Source organism: Micromonospora sediminimaris, assembly GCF_016863575.1.
In the GTDB taxonomy this organism is placed as follows: Bacteria; Actinomycetota; Actinomycetes; order Mycobacteriales; family Micromonosporaceae; genus Micromonospora; species Micromonospora sediminimaris.
Genome location: NZ_BOPD01000048.1, coordinates 15,074 through 40,303, shown reverse-complemented (window position 1 = coordinate 40,303; position 25,230 = coordinate 15,074). Strand labels below are relative to the sequence as shown.

Sequence of the window (25,230 nt, the reverse complement as noted above, 5' to 3'; positions counted from 1 at the left end):
ATGTCGGGCGATCACGGCGACGGGAAGGCCCGACATACCGCAAGCCGTGACCGATCCTCCACCGACGGGGCGACGGGGCGAGGGGGCGTTGGCGCGGTCAGTCGGTGATGGTGGCGGAGCCGAGGACGATGTCGCCGGCGGGGTCGGGGCGGTAGGCGACGATGGCCTGGCCGGCGGCGACGCCGCGCACCGGGTGGCGCAGGTCGGCGTGGAGGGTGTCGCCGGCCACCGTGACGGCGGCGGGCACCACCACGCCGTGGGCGCGTAGCTGGACCTCGCACTCGATCGGGCCGTCGGGTCGCGGCCCACCGGTCCAGACCGGGCGGGTGGCCCGGACCGTCGAGACCTCCAGCGCCTCGGCGGGGCCGACGGTGACGGTGTTCGTCTTCGGCGTGATGGAAAGCACGTAGCGGGGCCGGCCGTCCGGGGCCGGCCGGTCCAGGTGCAGACCGCGCCGCTGGCCAACGGTGTACGCGTACGCACCGGCGTGCTGCCCCACCACCGCACCGGTGGTGGCGTCGACCACGTCGCCGGGCGTCTCGCCGAGGCGCCCGGCCAGGAAGCCGCGGGTGTCACCGTCGGCGATGAAGCAGATGTCGTGCGAGTCCGGCTTGTCGGCGACGGCGAGACCACGCTCGGCGGCCTCCTGTCGGACCTGCGCCTTGGTCGAGTCCCCCAGCGGGAAGATCGAGCGGTCCAACTGCTCGCGGGTGAGCACCGCCAGCACGTACGACTGGTCCTTGGCCGCGTCGACGCTGCGGCGCAGCAGGCCGTCGGGGCCGAGCCGGGCGTGATGACCAGTCACCACCGCGTCGAACCCCAGGGCCACCGCCCGGTCCAGCACCGCGGCGAACTTGATCTTCTCGTTGCAGCGCAGGCACGGGTTGGGGGTACGCCCCGCCGCGTACTCGGCGACGAAGTCGTCCACCACGTCGGCGTGGAAGCGGTCGGCCATGTCCCAGACGTAGAACGGGATGCCGAGCACGTCGGCGGCCCGCCGGGCGTCCCGCGAGTCTTCCAGGGTGCAGCAGCCCCGGGCACCTGTGCGGTAGGTCTGCGGGTTGCGGGCCAACGCCAGGTGCACGCCGGTCACGTCATGCCCGGCCTGCACCGCCCGCGCCGCCGCCACGGCGGAATCCACGCCGCCGGACATCGCCGCCAACACCCTCACCCGGACCACTCTCCCTTCCCACCGAGCCTATCTCCGCCCGCCACCGGGATCAGCGGGGCGTACGCGGGGCCGCCGCCCGCCGGGCCCGTTCCACGGCCCCCGGGAGAGCGGCGATGAGCGCGTCGATGTCCTCGGTGGTGCTGGTGTGGCCGAGGGAGAACCGCAGCGACGAGCGGGCCCGGTCGTCGTCCGCACCCATCGCCAGCAGCACGTGGGAGGGCTGTGCCACCCCGGCCGAGCAGGCCGAGCCGGTCGAGCAGGCGATGCCCTGGGCGTCCAGCAGGAGCAGCAGCGCGTCCCCCTCGCAACCGGGGAAGGAGAAGTGCGCGTTGCCGGGCAGCCGGTCGGTCGGGTCGCCGTTGAAGACCACCTCGGGGACCGCTTGGCGGACCCGCCCCACCAGGTCGTCGCGGAGCGCGGCCAGCCCGGCCGCGTACTCCTGCTGGCCCTTGACGGCCGCTTCGACGGCGACCGCGAAGGCGACGATGCCGGCCGCGTCGAGGGTGCCGGAACGGACGTCCCGCTCCTGCCCCCCGCCGTGCAGCAGGGGTACCGCCGGCACGTCCCGGCCCAGCAGCAACGCGCCGACCCCGACCGGGCCGCCGAGCTTGTGACCGGTCACGGTGAGCGCGGCGACGCCGCTGGCGGCGAAGTCGACAGGCACCTGACCGACCGCCTGGATGGCGTCGGTGTGGAACGGCACGCCGTACTCGGCGGCCACGGCGGCCAACTCGCCGATCCGCTGGACGGTGCCGACCTCGTTGTTGGCCCACATGGCGGTGACCAGCGCCGCCCGGTCGCCGTGTTCGGCCAGCTCGGCGCGGAGCGCGTCGGGGTGCAGCCGCCCGGCCCCGTCGACGGGCAGCCAGCCCACCTCGGCGCCCTCGTGCCGGTCCAGCCACTCCACCGCGTCGAGGACGGCGTGGTGTTCGACGGCACTGGAGATCACCCGGCGCCGCCCGGCGTCGGCAGCCCGGCACGCCCAGAAGATGCCCTTCACCGCGAGGTTGTCACTCTCGGTGCCCCCACCAGTGAAGATCACCTCGGACGGCCGGGCACCCAGCGCGGCGGCCACCCGCTCCCGCGACTCCTCCACCCGGCGACGGGCGCGCCGGCCGGACGCGTGCAGAGAAGACGCGTTGCCGACCTCGCGGGCGGTCGCGACGTACGCCTCCAATGCCTCGTCGAGCATCGGAGTGGTCGCGGCATGATCCAGGTAAGCCATCACAGTTCAGCCTAACGACCACTCCGATGCCGACCGCAGACCGGATTACCTGGCGGGACGTCAGACCGGTGCGGCGGTCACCACGATGTTGTCCCGGTAGCGGCGGGCGTCGGCGTCGAAGGGCCCACCACAGGTGATCAGCGTCAGCCGGGGACGCCCGTCGCGGGCGAAGTACCGCTCCAGCGGAATCTTCGTCTTGTCGTACTCCTCCCGGGCCACCACCCGGTAGGTCCGCTCGGTCCCGTCTTCACCGGTGGCCGTCACGGTGTCGCCAGGTGCCAGTTCCCGTAGCCGGTAGAAGGCGCCCTTGCCCTGTTCGGCGCTGTCGACGTGTCCGGCGATCACCACCGAGCCGGACTCGGCCTCCAGTCCGGGGCCGTAGCGGTACCAGCCGATCTCATCGATGCTGGGCGGCACGTCGAACTCCCGGGTGCGCTCGTCGACCCCGACCGGGTCGACCCGCGCGGTGACCCCGATCGCGGGAATGCGCAGCCGGACCGGACGCACCGGTTCGGCGTCGTCGGGCAGCGCGCCCGGGACCACCGCCACGGCGGGTCCGGTGCTCGACGGCGTGGGGCTGGCCAGGGCGGCGGCCTGCTCGGCACCGACGTCCCCCGCCGGCCTGGACACCACCGCCACCACCGCCGCCACGGCGAGCGCGGCGGCGCCGGCGGCAACCGCCGCCAGCGCCCCGCGGTTGACGACGGTCACCGGCGACCCGACCGGACGACAGCCGCCCGCGCCCCGCCCGCGACCAGCAGCAGGATCCCGGTGCCCGCCAGGGCGTACCACCAGGTGCCGAGGCCGGTGTCGGCCTGCCCGCCGGTGCCGCTCGGCACCCCGGACGGCGCCGAGTGCAGGCCGTCGATGGTCTGCGCCACGACGGAGAGGTTCTCCGCCTCGGCGGAACCGATGGCGTAGACGATCGTCGCCGTACCCTCCCGCAGGTTGAGGTCGGCCGGACCGATCACCACCGTGTCGGTGCCGGCGAGCACCACGTCCGCCGAGACACTGCCGGCGTCCACGTCGCCCTTGGCCTCGTTCGGGTTGGTCAGGCCCTCGAAGACCGGGCTGCCGCCGGCCCGCACGTCCACGGCCGGTGCGGCGGCGGTGTGCCGGACGATCAGCCGGGCCTTGCCGGCGTCGACCTTCGCGGTGTCGTTGACGAACGGGGTGATCGTGGGCTCGCCGTCGGCGTTGAGGTGGGCGGCGATGCTGATGTTCGCCCCACCGGGCACCTCGGCGTCGTCGGCGGTGAGGATGGCCTGCTCGATCGGCTCGCCCGGCTTGGTCAGGGCGAGGTCGTACTGCCCCTCGGGCAGGTCCAGCGGCCCGGCCACGTCACCGGGCTCGAAGTTCTCCAGGGTCTTCTCACCGTTGACGTAGACGTCGACCGGGGTGTCCGGGATGCCGTGCACGACGGAGACCTTCGAGTCGGCGGCGTACGCCGGGGTCGCCGTCGCGATGCCGGCGCCGACGAAGGTCAGCGCGGCGACCGCGCCACCCGCGGCGGCGCGGCGAAGGTACGCGAACTGCATGTCTGCCTCCTGGTGTTTCGTGGCACTTCGTCATGCTTGCTGTGCACCCCGAGTTACGCCGGCTCCGCGCCGCCCGGATGCGGGCCGCGGCGACTTTCTTTTTCCGGCCGCCAGCGCATCCGTCGGGCACCGCCCGGACGAAGAGAGGCCGAGGAGACGCTGGGCTGACAGAGGGGACGGCACCGGTGCGAGCTACAGTCGGGCATGCCCCCAACCAGGCGAACCGTCCCGTGACCGGGATCCGGCAGCAGCCGGGCACACCCGAGGACGAGCTGGCCCGCCGCTTCCGGGCCGGCGACGAACTGGCGCTGCGTGAGGCGTACGACCGTTACGGTCGGGCCGTTCTCCACCTGGCCACCAGCACGCTTGTGAACCGCAGCGACGCGGAGGACGCGACGCAGGCCACGTTCGTCGCCGCCTGGCTCGGCCGGGAGACCTTCGATCCCGCGAAGGGCTCACTTGTCGGCTGGCTGCTGGGCATCGGCCGGCGCAAGGTGATCGACCGGCTCCGGTCCGCCGCCCGCGAGAACCGGGTGGTCGAGACCGTACGCCAACTGCCCGAGCCGGCACCCGCCGGCAGTGACCCGGACACCGTGGTCGACCGGCTGGTGGTGGCCGACGAACTGGCGCGGCTGCCGGACGAGCAGCGGCGCATGCTGGAATTGGCCTTCTTCGACGACCTGACCCACCAGCAGATCGCGACAGTGACCGGGGTGCCGCTCGGCACGGTCAAGAGTCACATCCGGCGGGGCATGGCGAGTCTGAAACGCAGATGGGAGGTGGACGGTGCAACACCTGGAGCACGACCGGCTGGTATTTCTGGCGCTCGGTGAGAGTGAGGTGGACACCTCCGACCGCACCCACCTCGACGCCTGCCCGCACTGCCGGGCGGAGTTGGAGAGCCTGCGCCATGTCGCCGGCCTCGGCGCCGCCAGTCAGGAGCTGCGCGAGCTGCCCGACCCGCCGGAACATGTCTGGCAGGGCATCATGGCCGAGATCACGGCGGCGAAGGAACTGCCCCGGCTCGCCGCCGACCGGCCACGGCCGGACCCGGCCGACGCGGTCACCACCGACACTCCGCCCGGCCCGCGCCGGTCGCGGCGCGGGCGCTGGTCACGGCTCGCCACCACGGCGATCACGGCGGTCGCCGCCGCCACCGTCGGCGTGGTCGGCACCGCCGCCCTGCTGCGCGACGGTACGCCCGCCGAGCCGACCGTGGTGGCCAGCGCTCCGCTGGCGGCGTACGGGTCGACTCCACCGGCGGCCCGGGGCGACGCCCGGGTGCTGGGCACCGGCGAGTTGCACCTGCACGTGGCGAATCTCCCGGCCGTACCGGGGTACTACGAGGTCTGGCTCATCAACCCGCAGAACATGGAGATGTTCTCGGTCGGCGTGCTCGGCGACGGCTCTGACGTGCTGCTGCCGCTGCCGCCGAACGTCGACCTGGGGCAGTACTCGGTCGTCGACGTCTCGGCCGAGCAGTTCGACAACAACACCGACCACTCCGGCGACAGCCTGTTGCGGGGCTCCCTGACGGGCTGATCGGCGGGCCGGTCCAGCTCCCCGGCCCGCCGATCAGCTCCCTCGTACCACCGACGCGACACAGCCGCCGCCCGGGAATCCGGACGGCGGCTGCTCGCGTACGACTCACTTGCGCTTGCGGATCTCCTCGGCGGCCTGCGGGACGATCTTGAACAGGTCGCCGACCACGCCGAAGTCGGCCAGCTCGAAGATCGGCGCCTCGCCGTCCTTGTTGACCGCGACGATGGTCTTCGAGGTCTGCATGCCGGCCCGGTGCTGGATCGCGCCGGAGATGCCAAGCGCGATGTAGAGCTGCGGAGAGACGGTCTTGCCGGTCTGACCCACCTGGAACTGGTGCGGGTAGAAGCCGGAGTCGACCGCGGCCCGGGAGGCGCCGACGGCGCCGCCGAGCAGGTCGGCCAGTTCCTCGACCAGCTTGAAGTTGTCCGCGTTACCGACACCACGGCCGCCGGAGACGACCACGCCGGCCTCGGTCAGCTCGGGGCGGGAACCCTTCTGCTCGGCCACCCGGTCGACGACCTTGGCCAGCTTGTCGCTGTCGGTGACGGCGACGGTGAGCTGCTCGACCGCGGCAGTGGCCGCGGCCGGCGTCGGGTTCACCGAGTTCGGCCGGACGGTGACCAGCGGCAGGCCCCGGGTGACCTTGGACTTCACGATCGTCGACCCGGCGAAGGCCACCTGGGTGGCGGTGCCGTCGGCGGCCAGGCCCACCACGTCGGTCAGGATGCCGTTGTCCAGCTTGACCGCCAGCCGGGCGGCGATCTCCTTGCCTTCCTGCGAGGAGGCGAGCAGCACGGCGGCCGGCTGCACCCGCTTGACCAGATCGGCGACCACTGTGGCCTTCGGCGCCACCAGGTAGCCGTCGATCTCGTCACCCTCGGCCGCGTAGATCTTCTCCGCGCCGTACTCGCCCAGCTTGCCCGCGAGCGCCTCGGCGGCACCGGCGCCGCCGAGCACCACCGCCGACGGTGAGCCCAGCTCACGGGCGAGGGTGAGCATCTCCAGGGTGACCTTCTTGACGCCGAACTCCGCGGTGGCTTCGACGACGACGAGAACCTCAGACATGTCCCACACCCCTCACACGAACTTCTCGGTGGCGAGGAACTCGACGAGCTGCGTGCCGCCGGAGCCCTCATCGGTGACCTTGACGCCACCCGAACGAGGCGGACGCTTGCTGTGCTCGACCACGGCGCTTGTCGCCCCGTCGAAGCCGACCTCGTTCGCGGCCACACCCAGGTCGGCCAGGGAGAGCGTCTGCACCGGCTTCTTCTTCGCGGCCATGATGCCCTTGAAGGAGGGGTACCGGGGCTCGTTGATCGTGTCCCACACGGAGACGATGGCCGGGGTCGAGGCGGTGACCACCTCGTAGCCCTCCTCGGTCTGCCGCTCCACCGTCAGCGTGGCCCCGTCGACCGTGAGCTTGCGGGCACCGGTCAGCGCCGCGATGCCCAGCCGCTCGGCGAGCATGTGCGGCATCACCTGCACCCGCCCGTCGGTCGACTCCGAGCCGCAGAGCACCAGGTCGGCGTTGAGCTGCCCCAGCGCGGCGGCCAGCACCTTCGACGTGGCGACGGCGCAGGAGCCGTGCAGGGCATCGTCCACCACGTGCACCGCCTTGTCCGGGCCCATCGACAGCGCCTTACGGATCGACTCGGTCGCCCGGTCCGGACCCATGGTCAGGATCGTCACCTCGCCGCCGTGCGCCTCCTTGATCTTCAACGCCTCCTCGATGGCGTACTCGTCCATCTCGTTGATGACGTTGTTCGCCGAACCGCGGTCGACAGTGTTGTCGTCAGTACGCAGGTTGCGGTCCGCGCCCGAATCAGGCACCTGCTTGACGAGTACGACGATGTTCATCGCGCTTCGACGACCCTCCTGCTGTGGTTATGTGATCTTTTCGCCCCAGATCTGGGCGCAGCCTCGCGCGTGCGGTGCCGTCCGGTCAACCATGGGCTGTTGTGCAGTTGCCCACGGCGTCATGTTACCTGTCAGTAGCATCTGCGCCCAGCACGCCCCTGATGCGTTCGATCACCTCGGCCTCGGCCGGACTCACGCCGTCGTGGGCGCGGGCCGTGCGATCGGCCGCGGCCAGCACCACCGCCCGGTAGACCGGGACGTCCTGCGGGACCTTCTCGGCCAGGATCTCGACGCCCCGGCGCAGCGCCGGCAGCACCACCGACTCCACCTCCAGCGCCGAATCGCGCGGCAGTTTCGGCAGCGGCCCGCTGGTCAACGCCTCCTTCACCACGCCACTGGCGTCGGCCATCGCCCCGGAGGCCGCGAAGCTCTCCCGGAACAGCGCGATCACCCCCGGGTCGGCGTTCGAGACCATGAGCACCGCACCGAAGGCACCCGTCTTCAGGGTCATCTTCTCGTCGTCCGTCAGCCGCTGGCTCATGATCACGGAGTGTAGACGTAGGGCGTGGTGGTGGTGACCGGGACAAGCCCGAGCCGCTCCAACACCGGGCGACTCTCGTCCGACGCGTCGACCTGCACCAACGTCCGGCCACGCGCCCCGGCCAGCCGCGCCCGGTAGGTGACCAACGCACGGTAGATGCCCTTGCGTCGCCACTGCGGCAGCGTCGAGCCGCCCCAGAGTGTGGCGAACGTGCTGTCGGCCGGGTACCGCACCCAACCGGCGCTGACCATCGTCTCGCCCGCCTCGGCCACCACGACCGTGACCGCCTGCGGACCGGTGCCGATCTCCCGTGCCAGCGCGTCGGCCAGTTCGGACAGGTCACGCCCCCACACCTGCGACTTCAGCTCCGCGATCCGGTCCAGGTCCGCGCGCCCGGTCACCTCCCGCAGGCGTACGCCCTCGGGCGTCACCGGCAGCGCGGAGGCCAGCGGAGCGACCGGGCCGACCACCACGGTCTCCTGCTCCTCCGGCACAAATCCGGCGGCGCGCAACCGCTGCGGCAGGTCGGCCGGCTCGTCATGACCGTGCAGCTTCCACTCGACCGGCTCACCCCGCTCGCGGAACACCGCAACCTGCCGGGCGATCAGCTCGTCGAGCGCGACGCCGGCCAGCCCACCGAGGTCGCGGTAGGTCACCATGCCCCGCTGGTCCAGGCCCCGCACCCGGAACAACGGACCGTCGGTCTCCACCACGACGCCGTCGGGCACCGGGTCGGGTAGATCCGGCCGCAGCTGGGTGTCGTACGCCGCCCGCAGGGTGGTCGCGTCAAGATCCGTCATGCCCCCAACCTATTCCCGCAGGAAACCGGATAATCACCACCGTGTGGCAGATGATCAGGAACTGGTTCGATCCGCAGGAGATGCGGTCGGTGGGTAGCACCCCCGACTACCGCTTCTCCCTGGCCAACGAACGCACGTTCCTGGCCTGGCTGCGTACCGGACTGGCGTTGATCGCCGGCGGACTCGCCGCCGCGCAGTTCCTGCCGACCCTGTCCCTGGTCCATCTGCGCGAGGCGATCGCCGTGGCGTTGCTGCTGCTCGGCGGCGTGGTCGCGATCCGGGCCGTCGACCACTGGGCCCGCACCGAACGGGCCATCCGGCTCGGCGAGGAGTTGCCCGCGTCCCGCTTCCCAGCCGTCCTCGCCCTCACCGTCGGCCTCGGCGCGCTGTCGCTGGTGGTGGCGGTGCTGGCCGGCGCGATCAGCGGATGAGCACGGTTCGCGACCCGGGGCTGCAACCCGAACGCACCCGGCTTGCCTGGCGGCGCACCCTGCTCACGCTGACCGTGGTGGCGCTGCTGACGGTCCGGCTCGCGCTCACCGGCGGCCCGGGCGGGGCCGGGGCGGCGGCGCTGACCATCGTCGGCTGGGGTGTGATCGTCACGCTCTGTTGGCGGCGGGCCACCGGCAGCGGCGTACCCCGTACCGACGGTCGACCACTCGCCCTGGTGGGGCTGGCCGCCGCCGGATTTGCGCTCCTCGGAGCGCTGCTGGTGCTGCGCGGGCTGTGACCGCTGCGCGCGGTAGGTAATGATGGTTACATGGCCCGGCTGTACATCCTCCTCTTCCTGGTGCAGGTCGTCCTCGCCGTCTGTGCCCTGATCAGCTGCCTCTCCGCCGAGGAGGACGGCATCCGCCACCTCCCGCGGATCGCCTGGCTGCTGATCATCCTCTTCTTCCCGCTGGTCGGCTCGATCGCCTGGTTCGTCGCCGGGCGGGAGCGCAAGGCCGTCGGCGGGTCGACGTCCTGGGCTCCGGGCGCGCGCCCGGCCGAGCGTCCCCGGCCGCTCGCCCCGGACGACGACCCGGAGTTCCTCCGCACCATCGAGGAGCGCTCGCGCCGGGAGGACCAGGAACTCTTCCGCCGTTGGGAGGAGGACCTCCGCAAACGCGAGGACGACCTGCGCAAACGCGAGGGCGAGCCACCGCGCGAGGAACCCCGCCCCGAGGTGTGACGGCCGGGGCGGGATCCTGCGGCTCAGGCCAGGTTCGAGGAGCGGGGGTACGCGTCGGCCGGATCGGTGAGCACGTTGACCAGGTACGGCACCCCGGCGTCGAAGGCCCGTTGCAGGGCCGGCCCCAGCTCGGCGGCCTTGGCGACCGTCTCGCCCGCCCCGCCGAGCGCGCCGACCACCTGGTCGTAGCGCAGCTCCGGCTGGAGGTCAGCGGCCACGTCGTAGCCGTACATGGCCCGCATCGGGTGCTTCTCCAGGCCCCAGATGCCGTTGTTGCCGACCACGATGACCACCGGCAGTTTCTGCCGGGCCAGCGACTCCACGTCCATCAGCGAGAAGCCGGCCGCGCCGTCGCCCATCAGCACGCAGACCTGCCGGTCCGGGTGGGTGACCCGGGCGCCCATCGCGTAGCCCATGCCGGTGCCGAGGCAGCCGTACGGGCCGGGGTCGAGCCAGGTGCCGGGCTGGGCCGGCTCCAGGTACCGCCCCGCGTACGAGACGAAGTCGCCGCCGTCGCCAATGGTGACCGCGTCGCGGGCGAGCACCTTGCGCAGCTCGCCGTAGATCCGGGCCGGACGGATCGGGTCGGTCTCGGCCGCCATCTCCTCGGCGTCACGGGCCTTGGCGGCGTCTTCCGCCGTCCGCAACTGGGCGACCCAGTCGTCGTGATCGACGCGGTCGCCGGGGTGCTCGGCCAGGGCGGTGAGGATGCCGCGCAGGTCACCGGCGGGGGCGGCGGCGGGCTGTACGTGACCGGCGCGCTGGCTGGGCGCGTCGACGATGTGCACCACCTGAGCCTCGCCGAAGTCGCCGAAGGAGAGCCGGAAGTCCAACGGGGTGCCGATCACCACGACCACGTCGGCGTTGGACAGGGCAACCCGACGGGCCTTGGCGAAGGCCAGCGGGTGCTCCGGCGGCAGGGCGCCCCGACCCATGCCGTTGGTGAAGACCGGCACGGTGAGCGCCTCGGCCGCGGCACGCAGCTCGTCGACGGCGTCACCGGTCCAGACGTCCGACCCGGCGATGATCACCGGACGGGCCGCGCCGGCGATCAGCGCGGCGGCGCGGGCCACCTCGTCGGGGTCGGCTTCGAGCGGGCTGAGCTGCGGCCCGGCCGGCAGCTCCGCGTCGCCGACCGAGAAGACCGCCTCCAGCGGGAAGTCGAGGAACACCGGCCCCCGGTGCGGGGTGAGGGCGGTGGTCAGCGCGGTGGCCACCGCCCGGGGGATGTCGTCCGCGCTGAACACCGTCTCCGCGTGCTTGGTGACCGGAGCGACAAGCGGAAGGTGGTCCATCTCCTGGAGGCTGCCCGAGCCCCAGCGGAACTGGGGTGCCCGGCCGCCCAGCACGAGCACCGGCGAGGCGTTGAAGAAAGCACTGGTCAGACCGGAGATGCCATTTGTCACACCGGGGCCGGCGGTGAGCACGGCCAGCCCGGGGCGGCGCTGGAGCTTCGCCACCGCCTCGGCGGCGAAGACGGCGGACTGCTCGTGCCGCACGTCGTAGATCGGGAAATCGGTCTTGTGCGCGGCATCGTAGAGCGGGAACACGTGCCCGCCGGAGAGGGTGAACATCTCCCGCACCCCGTACGCGCGCAGCGCCGCGAGGGCGAGTTCCCCGCCGTGGCCTTCGATCCGCTCCGTCATTCCCGCTCCTTCTCGTCGCCTGACCGGAGTCACACGCTACTGGCCGGTAGAAGGAATGTGAACCATTCTCGACGCGCTCAGCGTCCGGTGAAGTCCGGCTTCCGCTTCGCCACGAAGGCCGCCATCCCCTCGCGCCGGTCGTCGGTGGCGAACAGCGCCGCGAAGAGCTGGCTCTCCCAGGCCAGACCCGAGTTCAGATCCATGTCCAGGCCGCCGTCGACGGCAAGCTTCGCCGCCCGCAGCGCCTGCACCGGACCGGTGAGGTACGGCCGCACCATCGCCACCGCGGTGTCGTACACCTCGGCCGCCGGGGCGACCCGGTCGGCCAGGCCGATCCGCAGCGCCTCCTGCGCGTCCACCATCCGACCCGACATGATCAGATCCTTGGCGCGGGCCGGTCCGACCAGCCGGGCGAGCCGCTGGGTGCCCCCCGCGCCGGGGATGATGCCGAGCTTGATCTCGGGCTGGCCGAGCTTGGCGTCCTCGGCCACCACCCGCCAGTCACAGGCCAGCGCCAGTTCGCAGCCGCCGCCGAGGGCGTAGCCGGTGATCGCGGCGACGACGGGCTTGGGGATCCGGGCGATCGCGCCGAGCGCGCTCGACAGGTCGGCGGCCCGCCCCGCCATGTCCACGTAGGACATGTCCGCCATCTCCTTGATGTCCGCGCCGGCGGCGAAGACCTTCTCCCCGCCGTACACGATGACCGCTCGGACGTCGTGGTCGGCGGTCGCGGCGGTGGCGGCGGCGCGCAACTCCTCCTGCACCTGGGTGTTGAGGGCGTTCATCGGCGGCCGCTCCAGCCGGATGGTGCCGATGCCGTCCCGGGTCTCCAGCCGCACGAACTCGCCCACGCTGAGCCTCACTTCCTCGTCGAAGTCGCGTGCCAACCTTACGACCCGCCTCGTTGGGGTAAGTAGTCTGGTGCCAGCCCCGTCAGTCGGGAGTCGCACGATGAACCCTCGCCAACCCGAGCCGCGCGCTGGCCGTGCCGCGACACCGTCACCACACCCGGGCCGGACGCGCGGCCAGGACGCGAGGCGTCCCGCGGTCACCTACTACGACGATCGGTCGGTGCGGGTCACCTCCGCCGCCGTCACCGTCGAGGGCCGGGTCTACCCACTGGCCGAGATCAGCGAGATCTGGCACCAGCACGGCACCCGCTCCTGGCGGGTGCTGGCCGGACGGGGCGCCATCGGTGCCGCCCTGGTCGCCCCACTGGTGGCCGCCGCCGCCGGAGTCGCGCTGGCCATCCGGCTGGACCGGTCGGCGACCGTCACGATCGCGATCGTCGGGGCCTCCGTGCTGGTCGGGCTGGCGGTCGGGCCGGTCGCCGACTTTCTCTTCGAGCACCTCGACCGTTCCTACGCCCGGGGGAGCCGGCAGCGGGAGGTCTGGATCCGCTGGCGGGGCCGCCCGGTGCAGTTGCTCCGCACCCCGGACGCGCTGCGCTTCGGGCAGATCTACCGCGCCGTGCAACGCGCCATGGAGGTCGGCCGACCGATACCACCCCGTCGACGCTGAGCGACCGCACGACAGCACCAGGTTGCCCAACGGTGCTTAAGCTTAATGATGGCGCTCTATTACCGGGACGACACGGTGCAGGTGACCTCCGAGGCGATCCGGGCCGGTGGGCACGTCATACCGATCACCGAGGTCACCTACGTCTGGCACGCCAAGGGGCGCACCACCCTCGCCGTACGCGGGCGGGTCATCGGTAGGAGCGTCCTGGTCCTGCTGCTGTCGCTGCCTCCACTGGTGGGGCTGATCTGTGTGCTCTCGCTGGCCTGGTCCGCGCAGGACCGGGGCGAGTGGCTGCCGGCGCTGATCGTGCTCGCCGCGTGCGTCATTGTTCCGCTCGCTTTCGTCCCGTTCCTGGAGATACCCCTCGGCTGGCTGGACCGCTCCTACGAGCGCGGCAACCGGGTGCTGGAGCTGTGGGTGCAGTACCGGCGGCAGGAGGTGCTGGTGCTGCGCACCCCGGACGCGCTGCGGTTCGGCCAGATCTACCGCGCGGTGCAGCGCGCCGTCGAGCAGCAGAGCGACAGTTGACAGCCGTCGTCGGGCGGTGGTGGCCCGCCCGACGCACACTTGATTCCATGGCACTCCCCCTTCCGCGGCCGACCGCGGTCCTCGGGCTCACCCGTTCCGCCCTCGACCAGGCCGCCTCCTTCGCCGCCATCCCGGCCCGCGCGTTCGCGGTGCTCGACGGGGTGGAGGCGCTGCTGGCCCGAATCAACGGCGTGGTGGACCGGGTCGAGCAGACCCTGGACCGGACCGACCAGATGGTCACCGACGCCGAGGTGGCGGTCCGCGAGGTCGCGGTGATCAGTGCCGCCGCCACCGCCGCCGTGGACACCGCCACCGAGGTGGCCGCGGCAGCGGCCGTCGTCGTGGAGTCGGCGGGGTCGGTGGCCGGGCGAGCCGCCGAGACCGTGGGTACGGCGGCCGAGGCCGCCGCCACCGCGGCCGAACTGCTGAAGGCGTACGAACCTGCGCTGCGGCGGGCTGCGCCGATGGCCAACCACTTCGTCGAGCAGCTCAGCCACGAGGAGGTGACCGCGGCGGTCCGGCTGGTCGACGAGTTGCCGAAGCTGCGGCAGCACCTCACCGCCGACGTCTTGCCGATCCTGGCCACCCTGGACCGGGTCGGCCCGGACCTGCACGACCTGCTCGACGTGACCCGGGACCTCAAGCTCGCGGTGGCGGGCATCCCCGGCCTGTCGATGCTGCGCAGACGGGGCGAGAAGCTCAACGACGACGCCGACTGACCAGGCCGGATGTCGGCCGGCGGTCAACAGTCGCAGGCGACGGCGGTTCGTGGGGCGGTCAGGTCGTCCACCGGCCGGCGGGTGGGTCCCGTGGCGGTCACCACGGGCAGGCCCTCCCGGACCCAGTACTCGTAGCCGCCGCGCATCTCCTTGACCGGGTAGCCGAGTCGGGCGAACTCCAGCGCGGCCCGGGTGGCACCGTCACAGCCGGGCCCCCAGCAGTAGGTGACCACGCGCGCGCCGGGCGGCACCGCCTCGGCGGCCCGCTCGGCGATCAGTTCGGTGGGCAGGTGCACGGCACCGGGCAGGTGGCCCTGCGTCCAGGCCGCGTCGCCGCGCGAGTCGACCACGACCAGGTCGGGCACGACCGCGGTGAGGTCGGCGTGCACGTCGGCGACGTCGGTCTCGAAGCGCAGTCGGGCGAGGAAGTGGGCGACGGCGGTGGACGGATCGGCAGCCGGTACGGCGAAAGCTCGGGTCATGCCCTGGATCATCGACCGATGCCGGCCGGTGGAGCGAGTGGCGACAACGCCGTACTCCGCTAACATCCGGCCATGGGACCGGGTGACCGTAGCGTGGCTGTGCTCGCGTACCCGGGGATGTCGGGTTTCGAGACCGGGATCGTCACGGAGGTCTTCGGGCTGCCCCGGCCGGAGCTCGACGTGCCCTGGTACGACCTGCGGCTCTGCGCCGAGCGACCGGGCCCCGTGCCGTTGCTCGGCGGCGCCAGCCTGCACAGCCCGTACGGCCTCGACGTGCTGGCCGCCGCCGCGACCGTCATCGTTCCCGGTGTGCCCGACGTGCACGGCACACCGTCGCCGGAACTGGTCGCGGCGCTACGCCTGGCCCACCGGGCCGGCGCCCGGCTGCTGTCCATCTGTTCAGGCGCCTTCGCGCTGGCCGGTGCCGGGCTGCTCGACGGTCGACGGGCCGCCACCCACTGGCGGTACGCCGACCTGCTGGCCCGCCGGTACCCGCGGGTCACGGTCGACGCCGACGTGCTGTATCTCGACGACGGGGACATCCTCACCAGCGCCGGCAGCGCCGCCGGCCTCGACCTGTGCGTGCACGTGGTGCGACGGGACCACGGCTCGGTTGTGGCCAACGCGGTCGCCCGCCGGCTGGTGATTCCGCCGCACCGTGACGGCGGCCAGGCCCAGTTCATCGAGGCGCCGGTGGCAACGGACCCGGACGACGACCGGATCGCCAGCAGCATCGACTGGGCGCTGACCCACCTGACAGAGCCGCTCACGGTGGCCCGGCTGGCCCGTCAGGCGCACATGTCGACCCGCACCTACCTGCGGCATTTCGCGAGAGCGACCGGCACCAGCCCCATCCGCTGGCTGATCGAGCAACGGGTGCGGGCCAGCCTGGCGCTGCTCGAAACGACCGACACACCGGTCGGGCAGATCGCCACGGCCGTCGGCTTCGACGCCCCGGTGACCTACCGTCACCACTTCACCCGGGCGATGCGGACCTCACCGTCGGCGTACCGTCGCGCGTTCCGTACCGTCGTACCGGACGGGCGGCGGATGGGCCGGCCCGACCCGGCAGAGCGGCGCTGACCCGGTCAGGGCGCGGACACGTACAGCTGGTCGATCTCGACCCGGTGCGGCAACGAGACGCTGGCACCGAGCTGGCGTACGCAGGCGGCACCGGCAGCCGAGGCCCAGCGCACCGCGTCCACCAGGTCGCGTCCCTCACCCCAGGCCACCGCGAGCGCACCGGTGAAGGCGTCGCCGGCGGCCGTCGAGTCGACCGTGTCCACAGTGACCGCCGGCACGTGCACCGCCGCGCCGTCCCGGTCGCCGTACCAGGCACCCTGAGCGCCGAGGGTCAGCACCGCCCGGGGCACCAGGTCGAGCAGCGCGTGCGGATCCTCCCGACCCCGTCCGGTGTACGCCTGCGCCTCGTTCTCGTTGACGACCAGCACGTCCACGGCGGCGAGCAACTCCGGCGGAAGCCCCACGGCCGGTGCCGCGTTGAGCACCACCCGGGTCCCGGCGGCGCGGGCCGCCACCGCCGCCTGGGTCACCGTCTCCACCGGGATCTCCAGCTGCGCGACCAGCACATCGGCGTCGCGGACGGCGTCGAGTTCGGTCTCGGTCAGGTCGGTCAGCGACGTGTTGGCCCCCGGGGTCACCAGGATCGCGTTCTCGCCCTCGGCGTTGACCATGACCAGGGCCACCCCGGATGCGCCGTAGGTGGTGCGCAGCTGACTGGTGTCGACCCCGGCGGCGGTGATCCGGGCGCGCAGGGTCACCCCGAAGGCGTCCGAGCCGATCGCGCCCAGGAAGACGCTTGCGGCACCCGCTCTCGCGGCGGCGATGGCCTGGTTGGCGCCCTTGCCGCCGGGCACGGTGACGAAGTCGGTGCCGAGCCGGGTCTCCCCCGGACGGGGCAGCGCCTCGGCGGTGGCGACCAGGTCCATGTTGGCGCTGCCCACCACCACGACGCGGGTCTGTGGCACGGGCACCTCCCGGAGATGGCGGGCGTCGCCTCAGGCGGCGCGGGCGGTGTAGCGGTCGCCGTTGCGCTCGACGAGCAGCGGCAGCCCGAAGGTCTTGGTGAGGTTGTCGGCGGTGAGGGTGTCGTCCAGCAGGCCCTGCGCCATCACGGCACCGTCACGCAACAGCAGCGCGTGGGTGAAGCCGGGGGGAATCTCCTCGACGTGGTGGGTGACCAGCACCAACGCCGGAGCGTCCGGATCGTGCGCCAAGTCGGCGAGGCGGCCGACCAGGTCCTCCCGGCCGCCCAGGTCCAGCCCGGCCGCCGGCTCGTCGAGCAGCAGCAGCTCCGGGTCGGTCATCAGCGCCCGGGCGATCTGGGTCCGTTTGCGCTCCCCCTCCGACAGGGTGCCGTACGCCCGCTCGGCCAACCCGCTGACGCCCAGTTGGTCGAGCAACGCCCGGGCGCGGGCCTCGTCGGCCGGGTCGTAGCTCTCCCGCCACCGGCCGACCACCGACCAGGCGGCGGTCATCACCACGTCGACGACCCGCTCCTGGGCGGGCAACCGCTCGGCCAGCGCGGCGGTGGACAGGCCGATCCGGGTCCGCAACTCCATGACGTCGGTGCGGCCGATCCGCTCACCCAGCACGTGCGCGGTGCCGGTGGTCGGGTGCAGGCGTCCGGAGGCGATGTTGAGCAGGGTGGTCTTGCCGGCACCGTTGGGCCCCAGCACCACCCAGCGTTCGTCCAGTTCCACCCGCCAGTCGACGTCGTGCAGCAGGGCGGTGCCGGACCGGCGTACGGCGACGCCGTCGAGGCTGACCACCAGATCCGCGTCCACGGGCGAGGGGGCGGGTGCGGCGCCGGCGGCGCCAGGGATCAGGTCACCAGTCACCAGCCCATCCAACCACGCACCGCCGAGGTGCCCCCACGGGCGGGCGTCGCCGCCGTAGGGTGAGGCGCCGTGTCGTTGCTCACCCCACCCGGAGGACCGCCCATGACCAGTGGGGTCATCGAGATCGAAGGTCTCCGGAAGACCTTCCACAGCCTGCGGCGCGGGCGACGGGTCGCGGTCGACGGCTTCGATCTGCTGGTCGAGGCCGGCCAGGTGCACGGCTTCCTCGGGCCGAACGGTTCGGGCAAGACGACCACCCTGCGTGCGTTGCTCGGGTTGGTACGCGCCGACGACGGGCGGATGCGGGTGCTCGGCGCCAACGCGCCGGAGCAGTTGCCGCAGGTCGCCGGCCGGGTCGGGGCGATCGTGGAGAGCCCCCAGTTCTACGGCAACTTCACCGGCTACCGGACGCTGCGGCTGCTCGCCCTCGCCGGCGGCGTGCCGGTCGCCCGGGTCGACGAGGTGCTGGAGCAGGTCGGGCTGGCCGACCGGGGCGACGAGCGGGTCAAGGGCTACTCGCTGGGCATGAAGCAGCGACTGGCGGTGGCCTCGGCCCTGCTCAAGCGACCCGAGCTGCTGATACTTGACGAGCCGGCGAACGGGCTCGACCCGGCGGGCATCCGCGAGATGCGGGATCTCGTACGCGCCCTGGCCGCCAACGGCGTGACGGTGCTGCTCTCCAGCCACATCCTGGCCGAGATCCAGCTGATCTGCGACCACGTCACGATCATCTCGCAGGGCCGGCGGGTGGCGGCGGGCCCGGTGGCGGAGGTGCTCGCCGGCTTCGACCACAACGAGCACCTGGTCCGCGCCGACGACCTGGCCCGGGCCGAGGAGCTGTTGCTGGCCGCCGGGCTGACCGTCACCGGGCACCCCGACCATCTGGTGGTCAGTGGGGTGCCGGATCCGACCGCGGTCAGCCGGACGCTGGGCGAGCAGGGGGTCTGGGTACGCGAGCTGACGCCGCTGCGGCCGGATCTGGAGAGCGTCTTCCTGGAGCTGACCGGTACCCCGGCGCACCCGGGGGTGCCCCGGCAGGTGGACGGCTCGGCACCGCCCGGCGATCCGGCCGGCGACCAGGAGATCGATCTCGGGATGCGGGGAGTGGACGCGTGAACCTGATCCGTGCCGAGGTGGAGCGGCTCGGCGCCCGCCGCTTCGTCCAGCTGATGATCGTGCTGCTGATGCTGGCGTTCGGGGTGACCGCGGCGACCACGCTGGCCGGGTCGCACCAACCCTCCGCCGTCGAGCTGGCCGAGGCGCAGCGGCAGGCCGCCGCCAACCTGCGCGGCCTGGAGTTGCAGCACGAGCGGTGTCTGGCCCGGGATCGGGGCGAGCCGCTCCCCGACGACGAAGGTTTCTACCTGCCGCCGGACTGCTCCGAGTTGGATCCGGCGCTGCGGGACCGGTTGCCGGTGGCCGCCGACTACCTGACCGGGGTGTTCACCTTCACCCGGCAGGCCGAGCCGCTGCTCTACTTCCTGGTGGCGTACCTGGTGCTCTTCGGGTTCCTGGTCGGCGCCTCGTACATCGGCGCCGACCTGAACTCCGGCGGAGTGGTCAACCTGCTGCTGTGGCGACCCCGCCGGCTGACCGTGCTCGGGGCCAAGCTCGGCACGCTGCTCGGCGCGGTGCTGACGGTGTCGGTGCTCGCCACCCTCGCCTATCTCGTCACCTTCTGGGTTATCGCGCAGGTCGCCGGCTATCCCGGGCCGACAAACGTGGCCTTCTGGGCCGAGTTGGGCGCGATCTGGGGTCGTGGCTTGACGCTGGTGCTGCTCGCGGCGGCGACCGGCTTCGCCATCGCGACGATGGGGCGGCACACCGCGGCGGCGCTCGGCGCGGTGGCCGCGTACCTCGTGGTGTGGGAGTTGGGTGGGCGGATCGTGTTGCAGATCCTCGAGGTGGCCCGACCCGACCAGCTCATGCTCGCCAGCTACGTCGGCGCGTGGCTGGCCGGCGAGGTCAGATTCTGGGACAGCACCGCCTGCCGGACCGTCACCGACGGCTACTGCGACGGCAGCTACACGCTGACCTGGCAGCCGGCGCTGGCGGTGCTGCTGCTGCTCACCGCCGGCCTCAGCGCCGCCGCCTTCGCCCTCTTCCGACGCCGCGACCTGATCTGACCCCGCGTGGGGTCAGCCGACTGTCGAGCCGAAGACCTCGTCGCGGACGGCGTCCAGGGCGGTGCGGAGGGCACCGTGCAGGATCGGCTCCTCGGTCAGACCGGTGGGTACCACCCGTGGGCGCACCAGGGTGATCGCGGCGACCTCGCGCTGCACCCGCTCGGCCAGGGCCGCCCCGCCGGCCTGCCCCACCTCCCCGGCGAGCACCACGAGCGGCGGGTCGAGCACCACACAGGTGCTCGCCACGCCGAGGGCGAGCCGGCGAGCCACCTCGTCGAGCATCGGCTCACCCGAGGTGCCGGCCGCGATCGCGGCCCGGACCGCGTCGGCGGCGACGTCCGGGTAGCCGTGTTCCCGGGCCAGGGCGCGGATCGCGTCGGCGCCGGCCAACTGCTGGAAGGCCGGCTTCGCCCGGCGCGAAACGTCGCGCGGGATGGGTGCGCCGGGTACCGGCAGGTAGCCGATCTCACCGGCCGCACCGCTGCTGCCGTGGTGCAGCCGCCCGCCCAACATGATCGCCAGACCGACGCCGGCACCGACCCAGACCAGGACGAAGTCCGCCAGGCCCTGCGCCGCACCGGACTGCGCTTCGGCCACCGCGGCCAGGTTGACGTCGTTCTCGAAGACGACCGGGGTGTCCAGGTCGTCCCGCAACGCGGCGAGCAGACCCCGGTGCCAGCGGGGCAGGTTGTACGCGAAGGTGATGTCGCCGGTGCCCGGATCGACCAGGCCGGGGGTGCCGAGCACGATCCGGCGTACGCTCGACAGCTGCGCCCCGGCGCTGCCGGCCACCCGGACCACCGCGTTGTGCACCACGCCTACCGGGTCGTCGGTGTCCTGGGTGGACTGCTCGACCCGGCCGATGACGGCACCGGTGATGTCGGCGCAGGCAGCCACCACCCGCTCCGGACCGACATCGACGCCGACCACGTGTGCGCTGCCGGGGCGTACGGCGTAGAGCTGCGCGTTCGGGCCTCGCCCGCCGGCCTGCTCGCCGACGCGGGCGACCAGTCCGCGTTCCTCCAGCCGCTCCACCAGTTGCGAGGCGGTGACCTTGGAGAGGCCGGTCAGCTCGCCGATCCGGGCCCGGGTCAGTGGCCCCTGCTCCAGCAGCAGTTCCAGCGCCGCGCGGTCGTTGAGGGCCCGCAACAGACGTGGGGTGCCGGGCAGCCGGGTCGCACTCATGCCATCTGTCCTCAAGTATTAGTTAACTTTGCTAACTGTACGATCTGTAGAACTGTGAACCGACAGGCGAACGGGTAAGCCGTAGCGTATCGGCCACGCGGGAACCCGACCCTCCGCCGACCCGGTACGAGATCCGCGCCGGCCGGCATCGAGAGGAGAGCACGTGGGGCAGGATCCAGGACTGCGCCGGCTGGCGTTGGGCACCCTGCTGGCCGCGTACCCGGGGCCGGTTCCGCCGGAGTGGGCCGTCGACCTGGTCGCCGACGGGCTCGCCGGACACACCCTGTTCGGCAGCAACGTCCACGGCCCGGCCCAGGTGTCGGCGAGTACGGCGGCGTTGCGGAGCGGCCGGTCCGACGTACTGATCGCCATCGACGAGGAGGGCGGCGACGTCACCCGACTGGCACACGCCACCGGCAGCCCGTACCCGGGCAACGCCGCGCTCGGCGCGGTCGGCGACGTGGCGCTGACCCGGCAGGTCTACCAGGCCATCGGCGCCGAGCTGGCCGGCCTGGGCATCACCCTCGACCTGGCGCCCACGGTCGACGTGAACACCGTCGACGACAACCCGATCATCGGCACCCGGTCCTTCGGCGCCGACCCGGTCAGCGTCGCCGCGCACGCCGCCGCCGCGACCGCCGGGCTCCAGGCCGCCGGGGTGGCGGCCTGCGCCAAGCACTTCCCCGGCCACGGGGCGACCGTGGCGGACTCCCACCACGAACTACCCACCGTGGACGCCGCACCCGACCTGCTGCGCCAGCGGGATCTGCCGCCGTTCGCCGCGGTGGTCACCGCCGGGACGAAGGCGGTGATGACCGCACACATCCGGGTACCCGCGCTGACCGGGGACGGGCCCGCCACGTTCAGCCGGGCCGCACTTGTGGACCTGCTGCGCCACGAGTACGGCTTCGACGGCGTCATCGTCACCGACGCGCTGGAGATGAAGGGCGCAGCCCTGGCCGCCGGCGGCATCGCGCCCGGCGCGGTACGCGCCCTCGCCGCCGGCGCCGATCTGCTCTGCATCGGGGCCAAGGTCGACGCCGACCTGGTCGAGCGGGTCGCCGCCGAGATCGTGGCCGCGCTCGGCGACGGTCGGTTGGAGCGAACCCGCGTCGAACAGGCCGCCGGCCGCAGCGCGGACCTCGCCGCCTGGACCCGGACCGCCGACCGCACCACCGCCACCCCCACCGACCTCGGGTACGCGGCGGCCCGCCGAGCCGTGCGGGTGGAGGGCGTGCCGACCGGACTGGACCGGTCGCTCGTGGTGCAGCTGCACGCCGACTCCACCATCGCCGAGGGCCGGGTGCCGTGGGGGCTCGGCCCGCACCTGGGCGGCACCGAGCAGATCCGGGTGGTGGCCGCCGAGACGGACCCGGCCGACCTGCGCCAGCGCGCCGGTGACCGGCCGGTCGTCCTGGTCGCCCGCCACCTGCACCGGCTGCCCGGCGGCCCGGAGCTGGCCAACGCGCTGGCCGCCACGCATCCGGTGGCAGTGGTCGAGATGGGCTGGCCGGCCACCTGGCGGCCCGACGCGGTGCGGGCCTTCGTCACCACGTACGGCGCGAGCCACGCCAACGGCCGCGCCGCCGCCGAGGTGCTCGGCCTGGCCCGCTGAGACGACGCTCCATCTTGAACGCGTTCAACTTATGTCGTACGCTGACGTCCATCAAGTTGAACGCGTTCAAGATTGGGTCGACGCATGGACATCAAGGTCTGGATGTACCTGGTCTACCTGACGATCAGCATCGGTCTGACCGTCTGGGTAGCGCGGGCGCTCACTCGCAACGGCATGGTCTTCCTCGACGAGGTGTTCGCCGACGAACGCCTCGCGCGGGCGGTGAACAACCTCCTCGTGGTCGGCTTCTATCTCCTCAACCTCGGCTACGTCACGGTGGCGATGCGGCACTCCGAGCCCGTCGGCTCCACGAGCGTCGCCATGGAGGAACTCTCGCTGAAGGTCGGTCTGGTGCTGCTGGTGCTCGGCGCGCTGCACTTCTTCAACGTCTTCGCCCTGGGCCGCTACCGGCGAAACCGGCTGCGCCAGCTCGCCACCCATCCCCCACTGGCCCCGGTCGGCCGACTGCCGGTTCAGCACGCCTACCCACAGATGCCGCCCGGGCCGGGCGCACCCGGGCCGGGCGCACCTGGGCAGGGCACCCGGCCGGCCGGGCAGGGCCAGGCCGACCCGCCGGCTCCGGCCGCGCCGCCGGCCCGATGACCACCTCCGGCCGGGGCAGGATGGTGGGGCTGCCGGATGCCACCGCGCACGGGGGTGGTGGCCTCCGCAGCCTTACCGTTCTCTACGACGCGCACTGCCCACTGTGCCGGGCCGCGCGCGGCTGGCTGTCGTCGCGCCCGCAGCTCGTACCGCTGGAGTTCGTGCCGGCCGGGTCGGCGGCTGCCCGGCTGCGCTTTCCGAGCCTGGACCACGACGCCACGCTGCGCGACCTCACGGTGATCGCCGACACCGGCGAGGTGTACGCGGGCGACGGTGCCTGGTTCGCGTGCCTGTGGGCGCTGGCCGACCACCGGGAGACGGCCCAGCGCCTCGCCCGCCCCCACCTGCTACCGCTGGCCCGGCGGGTGGTGGCCGCCGCGTCGGCGGTACGCGAACGGGTCCGGGAACCGTCGCCGGAGCCGACCGACGGTGCGGCGGGATACGGTGACCGGAATGACCGACCAGACTGTGCCGACGACCGCTGCGGGTGAGGCGGCGACCGCCCGGGGCGAGCAGACACGGCAGCTGATCCTGGAGACCGCGATGCGGTTGTTCCGCGAACGCGGTTACGCCCGCACCACCATGCGCGCCATCGCGACGGAGGCCGGCGTCGCGGTCGGCAACGCCTACTACTACTTCCAGTCGAAGGAACACCTGATCCAGGAGTTCTACGCCCGGACGCAGACGGAGCACCGAACGGCGGCCCAGCCGGTGCTCGAACGCGAATCCGACTTCGCCGCCCGGCTGGCCGGGGTGCTGCACGCGGGCATCGACGTGCTGACCCCGTCACACGAGTTCGCCGCGAGCTTCTTCAAGACCGCTGCGGAACCGACCTCCCCGCTGAGTCCCTTCTCCGCGGAGTCCTCCGGTCCCCGCGAGGCGTCCATCGGCCTCTACGCCGACGTGCTCGCCGGCTCCACCGCCAAGGTCGACGCGGAGCTGCGTCCCCAGCTGCCCGAGCTGCTCTGGCTCGCCTACATGGGCGTGGTGCTTTTCTGGGTCTACGACCGCTCGCCGGGACAGGCCCGGACCCGGCAACTGATCGACGGCGCGGTGCCGCTCGTCGACCAACTGGTGAGGCTGTCACGACTGCGCGTGCTGCGGCCGGTGACGCAACAGGTCGTCAGCTTGATTCACACCCTGCGTCACTGAGCGGGCTGAGCGGGAGAACATGCTTCTGCCCAGGTCAAGTCCACAATTGGACAGCAACGAGACGGCGGCGACAACTTGCCGAGCGGGTTCTGCATACGTAGCGTGATCGGCATTGAGCCTCACGCGGACCTGGGGGGAGGCTGCGGACCGTGGATCCGGCCCGGGATCCACGGTCCGCGCTCTGCCGGTCGGTGTTCAGTTCGGGTAGACGCCGTAGGACCGCCAGCCGCGGTCGGGGAATCCAGCGGCCTCCGCCACCCGCGCCGACGCGCCGTTGCGCCGGTCGTGCAAATAGGTGGGGACAGCGCCGTCGTCGAGCACTCGGCGGGCAGCCTGGGCCACCAGCCGCCGGGCCAGCCCGCGTCCGCGAGCCGCCGGGACGGTGCCCACCGCCAACTCGTGTCCGTGCCGGTCATGCCGTTTGATGCCGACGCCGGCCAGGTAGCGGCCCCGCTGGTCGCGCACGATGAGCACCGACCGGTCGAACAGCCGCAGCCAGGAGGGCAGGCCGGCGGTGGTGGGCGGCACCCACTCACCGACGTCCGGCAGTGCCGTCGGCGCCACACTCCACCGGAACACGTCGTCGTGCACCGCCCAACCCGGATAGCCGACCGCCGCCGGCAACGCGCTCAGCAGACCGTCCGGGTGCCGTGCCAGCTCACGAACGGCCGCGATCCGATCGGGCGCCACGGAGAGCACGCCGCTGGCCCCGGCGTGGACCGCGATGGCGGGGCGCGGTCGGCCGTCCCACGCGGGTCGGGTGCGCCGCCCGGACCCGACCACGTGCAGGCCCGGGCCGGCCGGCCACTGTCCCAGCCAGGTCGCCAGGTGCAGGTGCAGCCGCCGATCGAGCATCAACGCCTCCCGGTCCGTCACCGCCGACGCCGCTCACCGTACGACGACGCGGTCGATTCGGGGCGTAGGTGGGTCCAATCCGGGGAACC

General features: G+C 72.6%; 30 protein-coding genes. 15 read left to right on the top strand and 15 right to left on the bottom strand.

All coding sequences use genetic code 11. The features are described 5' to 3' along the window. Positions 1-97: 97 nt before the first annotated feature. The 4 genes from mnmA to Vse01_RS27545 are packed head-to-tail and all read right to left on the bottom strand — an operon-like array spanning position 98 to position 3,934. Entirely contained in the window at positions 98-1,171 is a 1,074-nt protein-coding gene (gene mnmA / locus Vse01_RS27560) for a tRNA 2-thiouridine(34) synthase MnmA (protein ID WP_093402040.1), read from the bottom strand. 49 nt (positions 1,172-1,220) lie between these two features. Beyond that, entirely contained in the window at positions 1,221-2,396 is a 1,176-nt protein-coding gene (locus tag Vse01_RS27555) for a cysteine desulfurase family protein (protein ID WP_093401793.1), read from the bottom strand. A gap of 60 nt (positions 2,397-2,456) precedes the next feature. Beyond that, positions 2,457-3,107: a class F sortase gene (locus Vse01_RS27550; RefSeq protein WP_093401794.1), complete on the bottom strand. Its 651-nt coding sequence runs from the start codon at positions 3,105-3,107 to the stop codon at positions 2,457-2,459. Continuing rightward, the gene (locus Vse01_RS27545) at positions 3,104-3,934 is read right to left on the bottom strand and encodes a DUF4397 domain-containing protein (protein WP_093401795.1); all 831 of its coding nucleotides are present in this window, start codon (positions 3,932-3,934) and stop codon (positions 3,104-3,106) included. The genes Vse01_RS27550 and Vse01_RS27545 overlap by 4 nt, the downstream gene beginning before the upstream one ends. 230 nt (positions 3,935-4,164) lie before the next feature. Here Vse01_RS27545 and Vse01_RS27540 point away from each other — a divergent pair, with 230 nt between their 5' ends. Together Vse01_RS27540 and Vse01_RS27535 are read left to right on the top strand one after the other, a co-directional pair. Next, positions 4,165-4,767 (top strand): RNA polymerase sigma factor, encoded by a 603-nt coding sequence (locus Vse01_RS27540; RefSeq protein ID WP_093401796.1) that lies wholly within the window; start codon positions 4,165-4,167, stop codon positions 4,765-4,767. Continuing rightward, positions 4,721-5,476, top strand: coding sequence for an anti-sigma factor (locus tag Vse01_RS27535; protein ID WP_093401797.1), 756 nt, complete (start codon positions 4,721-4,723; stop codon positions 5,474-5,476). The genes Vse01_RS27540 and Vse01_RS27535 overlap by 47 nt, the downstream gene beginning before the upstream one ends. A 105-nt stretch (positions 5,477-5,581) precedes the next feature. Here Vse01_RS27535 and Vse01_RS27530 read toward each other — a convergent pair whose 3' ends face one another. From Vse01_RS27530 to Vse01_RS27515, 4 genes are all read right to left on the bottom strand, one after another. Next, positions 5,582-6,541, bottom strand: a complete 960-nt coding sequence (locus Vse01_RS27530) for an electron transfer flavoprotein subunit alpha/FixB family protein (RefSeq protein ID WP_093401798.1) — start codon at positions 6,539-6,541, stop codon at positions 5,582-5,584. A gap of 12 nt (positions 6,542-6,553) precedes the next feature. After that, entirely contained in the window at positions 6,554-7,333 is a 780-nt protein-coding gene (locus Vse01_RS27525) for an electron transfer flavoprotein subunit beta/FixA family protein (RefSeq protein WP_093401799.1), read from the bottom strand. 124 nt (positions 7,334-7,457) lie between these two features. Then, complete coding sequence (locus Vse01_RS27520) at positions 7,458-7,880, bottom strand: hypothetical protein (RefSeq protein ID WP_373870731.1); 423 nt, start codon at positions 7,878-7,880, stop codon at positions 7,458-7,460. Beyond that, a complete protein-coding gene (locus Vse01_RS27515; protein WP_093401801.1) occupies positions 7,877-8,674 on the bottom strand; it encodes a GNAT family N-acetyltransferase in 798 nt (265 codons plus the stop codon). Before Vse01_RS27515 ends, Vse01_RS27520 begins: the two co-directional genes overlap by 4 nt. Before the next feature lie 50 nt (positions 8,675-8,724). Here Vse01_RS27515 and Vse01_RS27510 point away from each other — a divergent pair, with 50 nt between their 5' ends. The 3 genes from Vse01_RS27510 to Vse01_RS27500 are packed head-to-tail and all read left to right on the top strand — an operon-like array spanning position 8,725 to position 9,848. Next, positions 8,725-9,105 carry a YidH family protein gene (locus Vse01_RS27510; protein WP_170863290.1) on the top strand — a complete coding sequence of 127 codons (381 nt, stop codon included), beginning with the start codon at positions 8,725-8,727 and terminating at the stop codon, positions 9,103-9,105. Next, complete coding sequence (locus Vse01_RS27505; RefSeq protein WP_093401803.1) at positions 9,102-9,404, top strand: DUF202 domain-containing protein; 303 nt, start codon at positions 9,102-9,104, stop codon at positions 9,402-9,404. Before Vse01_RS27510 ends, Vse01_RS27505 begins: the two co-directional genes overlap by 4 nt. Positions 9,405-9,434: 30 nt before the next feature. After that, complete coding sequence (locus tag Vse01_RS27500) at positions 9,435-9,848, top strand: PLD nuclease N-terminal domain-containing protein (RefSeq protein WP_093401804.1); 414 nt, start codon at positions 9,435-9,437, stop codon at positions 9,846-9,848. Positions 9,849-9,871: 23 nt separating this feature from the next. On the opposite strand, the gene Vse01_RS27495 is transcribed toward Vse01_RS27500, so the two are convergent. Next, positions 9,872-11,494: an acetolactate synthase gene (locus tag Vse01_RS27495; protein WP_093401805.1), complete on the bottom strand. Its 1,623-nt coding sequence runs from the start codon at positions 11,492-11,494 to the stop codon at positions 9,872-9,874. Positions 11,495-11,571: 77 nt separating this feature from the next. After that, positions 11,572-12,345, bottom strand: a complete 774-nt coding sequence (locus Vse01_RS27490; protein ID WP_093401806.1) for an enoyl-CoA hydratase-related protein — start codon at positions 12,343-12,345, stop codon at positions 11,572-11,574. A gap of 220 nt (positions 12,346-12,565) precedes the next feature. On the opposite strand from Vse01_RS27490, the gene Vse01_RS27485 reads away from it, so the two are divergent. Genes Vse01_RS27485 through Vse01_RS27475 form a run of 3 tightly spaced genes read left to right on the top strand, consistent with a single transcriptional unit; the run spans position 12,566 to position 14,262 of the window. Next, positions 12,566-13,015: a DUF6232 family protein gene (locus tag Vse01_RS27485; RefSeq protein WP_093401807.1), complete on the top strand. Its 450-nt coding sequence runs from the start codon at positions 12,566-12,568 to the stop codon at positions 13,013-13,015. Positions 13,016-13,063: 48 nt separating this feature from the next. Then, positions 13,064-13,543, top strand: a complete 480-nt coding sequence (locus Vse01_RS27480; RefSeq protein ID WP_093402041.1) for a DUF6232 family protein — start codon at positions 13,064-13,066, stop codon at positions 13,541-13,543. A 47-nt stretch (positions 13,544-13,590) separates the two neighbouring features. Continuing rightward, positions 13,591-14,262, top strand: coding sequence for a hypothetical protein (locus tag Vse01_RS27475; RefSeq protein ID WP_093401808.1), 672 nt, complete (start codon positions 13,591-13,593; stop codon positions 14,260-14,262). A gap of 23 nt (positions 14,263-14,285) precedes the next feature. On the opposite strand, the gene Vse01_RS27470 is transcribed toward Vse01_RS27475, so the two are convergent. Beyond that, the gene (locus Vse01_RS27470) at positions 14,286-14,744 is read right to left on the bottom strand and encodes a rhodanese-like domain-containing protein (protein WP_093402042.1); all 459 of its coding nucleotides are present in this window, start codon (positions 14,742-14,744) and stop codon (positions 14,286-14,288) included. A 72-nt stretch (positions 14,745-14,816) separates the two neighbouring features. Between Vse01_RS27470 and Vse01_RS27465 the strand changes: the two genes are divergently transcribed. Next, a complete protein-coding gene (locus tag Vse01_RS27465) occupies positions 14,817-15,827 on the top strand; it encodes a helix-turn-helix domain-containing protein (protein WP_093401809.1) in 1,011 nt (336 codons plus the stop codon). A gap of 5 nt (positions 15,828-15,832) precedes the next feature. Here Vse01_RS27465 and Vse01_RS27460 read toward each other — a convergent pair whose 3' ends face one another. Next, on the bottom strand, positions 15,833-16,732 hold the full coding sequence (locus Vse01_RS27460) for a ribokinase (RefSeq protein ID WP_093401810.1): 900 nt from the start codon (positions 16,730-16,732) through the stop codon (positions 15,833-15,835). Between the two features lie 30 nt (positions 16,733-16,762). Further along, positions 16,763-17,605 carry an ABC transporter ATP-binding protein gene (locus tag Vse01_RS27455; protein WP_093401811.1) on the bottom strand — a complete coding sequence of 281 codons (843 nt, stop codon included), beginning with the start codon at positions 17,603-17,605 and terminating at the stop codon, positions 16,763-16,765. 102 nt (positions 17,606-17,707) lie between these two features. Between Vse01_RS27455 and Vse01_RS27450 the strand changes: the two genes are divergently transcribed. Next, a complete protein-coding gene (locus Vse01_RS27450) occupies positions 17,708-18,721 on the top strand; it encodes an ABC transporter ATP-binding protein (RefSeq protein WP_093401812.1) in 1,014 nt (337 codons plus the stop codon). Continuing rightward, a complete protein-coding gene (locus Vse01_RS27445; protein WP_093401813.1) occupies positions 18,718-19,731 on the top strand; it encodes an ABC transporter permease subunit in 1,014 nt (337 codons plus the stop codon). Before Vse01_RS27450 ends, Vse01_RS27445 begins: the two co-directional genes overlap by 4 nt. A 12-nt stretch (positions 19,732-19,743) precedes the next feature. On the opposite strand, the gene Vse01_RS27440 is transcribed toward Vse01_RS27445, so the two are convergent. Beyond that, complete coding sequence (locus Vse01_RS27440; protein ID WP_093401814.1) at positions 19,744-20,916, bottom strand: ROK family transcriptional regulator; 1,173 nt, start codon at positions 20,914-20,916, stop codon at positions 19,744-19,746. A gap of 163 nt (positions 20,917-21,079) precedes the next feature. Here Vse01_RS27440 and Vse01_RS27435 point away from each other — a divergent pair, with 163 nt between their 5' ends. From Vse01_RS27435 to Vse01_RS27420, 4 genes are all read left to right on the top strand, one after another. Continuing rightward, entirely contained in the window at positions 21,080-22,531 is a 1,452-nt protein-coding gene (locus Vse01_RS27435; RefSeq protein WP_093401815.1) for a glycoside hydrolase family 3 N-terminal domain-containing protein, read from the top strand. 84 nt (positions 22,532-22,615) lie between these two features. Then, positions 22,616-23,134: a hypothetical protein gene (locus Vse01_RS27430; RefSeq protein WP_093401816.1), complete on the top strand. Its 519-nt coding sequence runs from the start codon at positions 22,616-22,618 to the stop codon at positions 23,132-23,134. Then, the gene (locus Vse01_RS27425; RefSeq protein WP_093401817.1) at positions 23,131-23,625 is read left to right on the top strand and encodes a thiol-disulfide oxidoreductase DCC family protein; all 495 of its coding nucleotides are present in this window, start codon (positions 23,131-23,133) and stop codon (positions 23,623-23,625) included. Before Vse01_RS27430 ends, Vse01_RS27425 begins: the two co-directional genes overlap by 4 nt. Beyond that, entirely contained in the window at positions 23,588-24,286 is a 699-nt protein-coding gene (locus Vse01_RS27420; protein WP_093401818.1) for a TetR/AcrR family transcriptional regulator, read from the top strand. The genes Vse01_RS27425 and Vse01_RS27420 overlap by 38 nt, the downstream gene beginning before the upstream one ends. A gap of 195 nt (positions 24,287-24,481) precedes the next feature. Here Vse01_RS27420 and Vse01_RS27415 read toward each other — a convergent pair whose 3' ends face one another. Continuing rightward, a complete protein-coding gene (locus Vse01_RS27415) occupies positions 24,482-25,141 on the bottom strand; it encodes a GNAT family N-acetyltransferase (RefSeq protein ID WP_093402043.1) in 660 nt (219 codons plus the stop codon). Positions 25,142-25,230 lie beyond the last annotated feature (89 nt).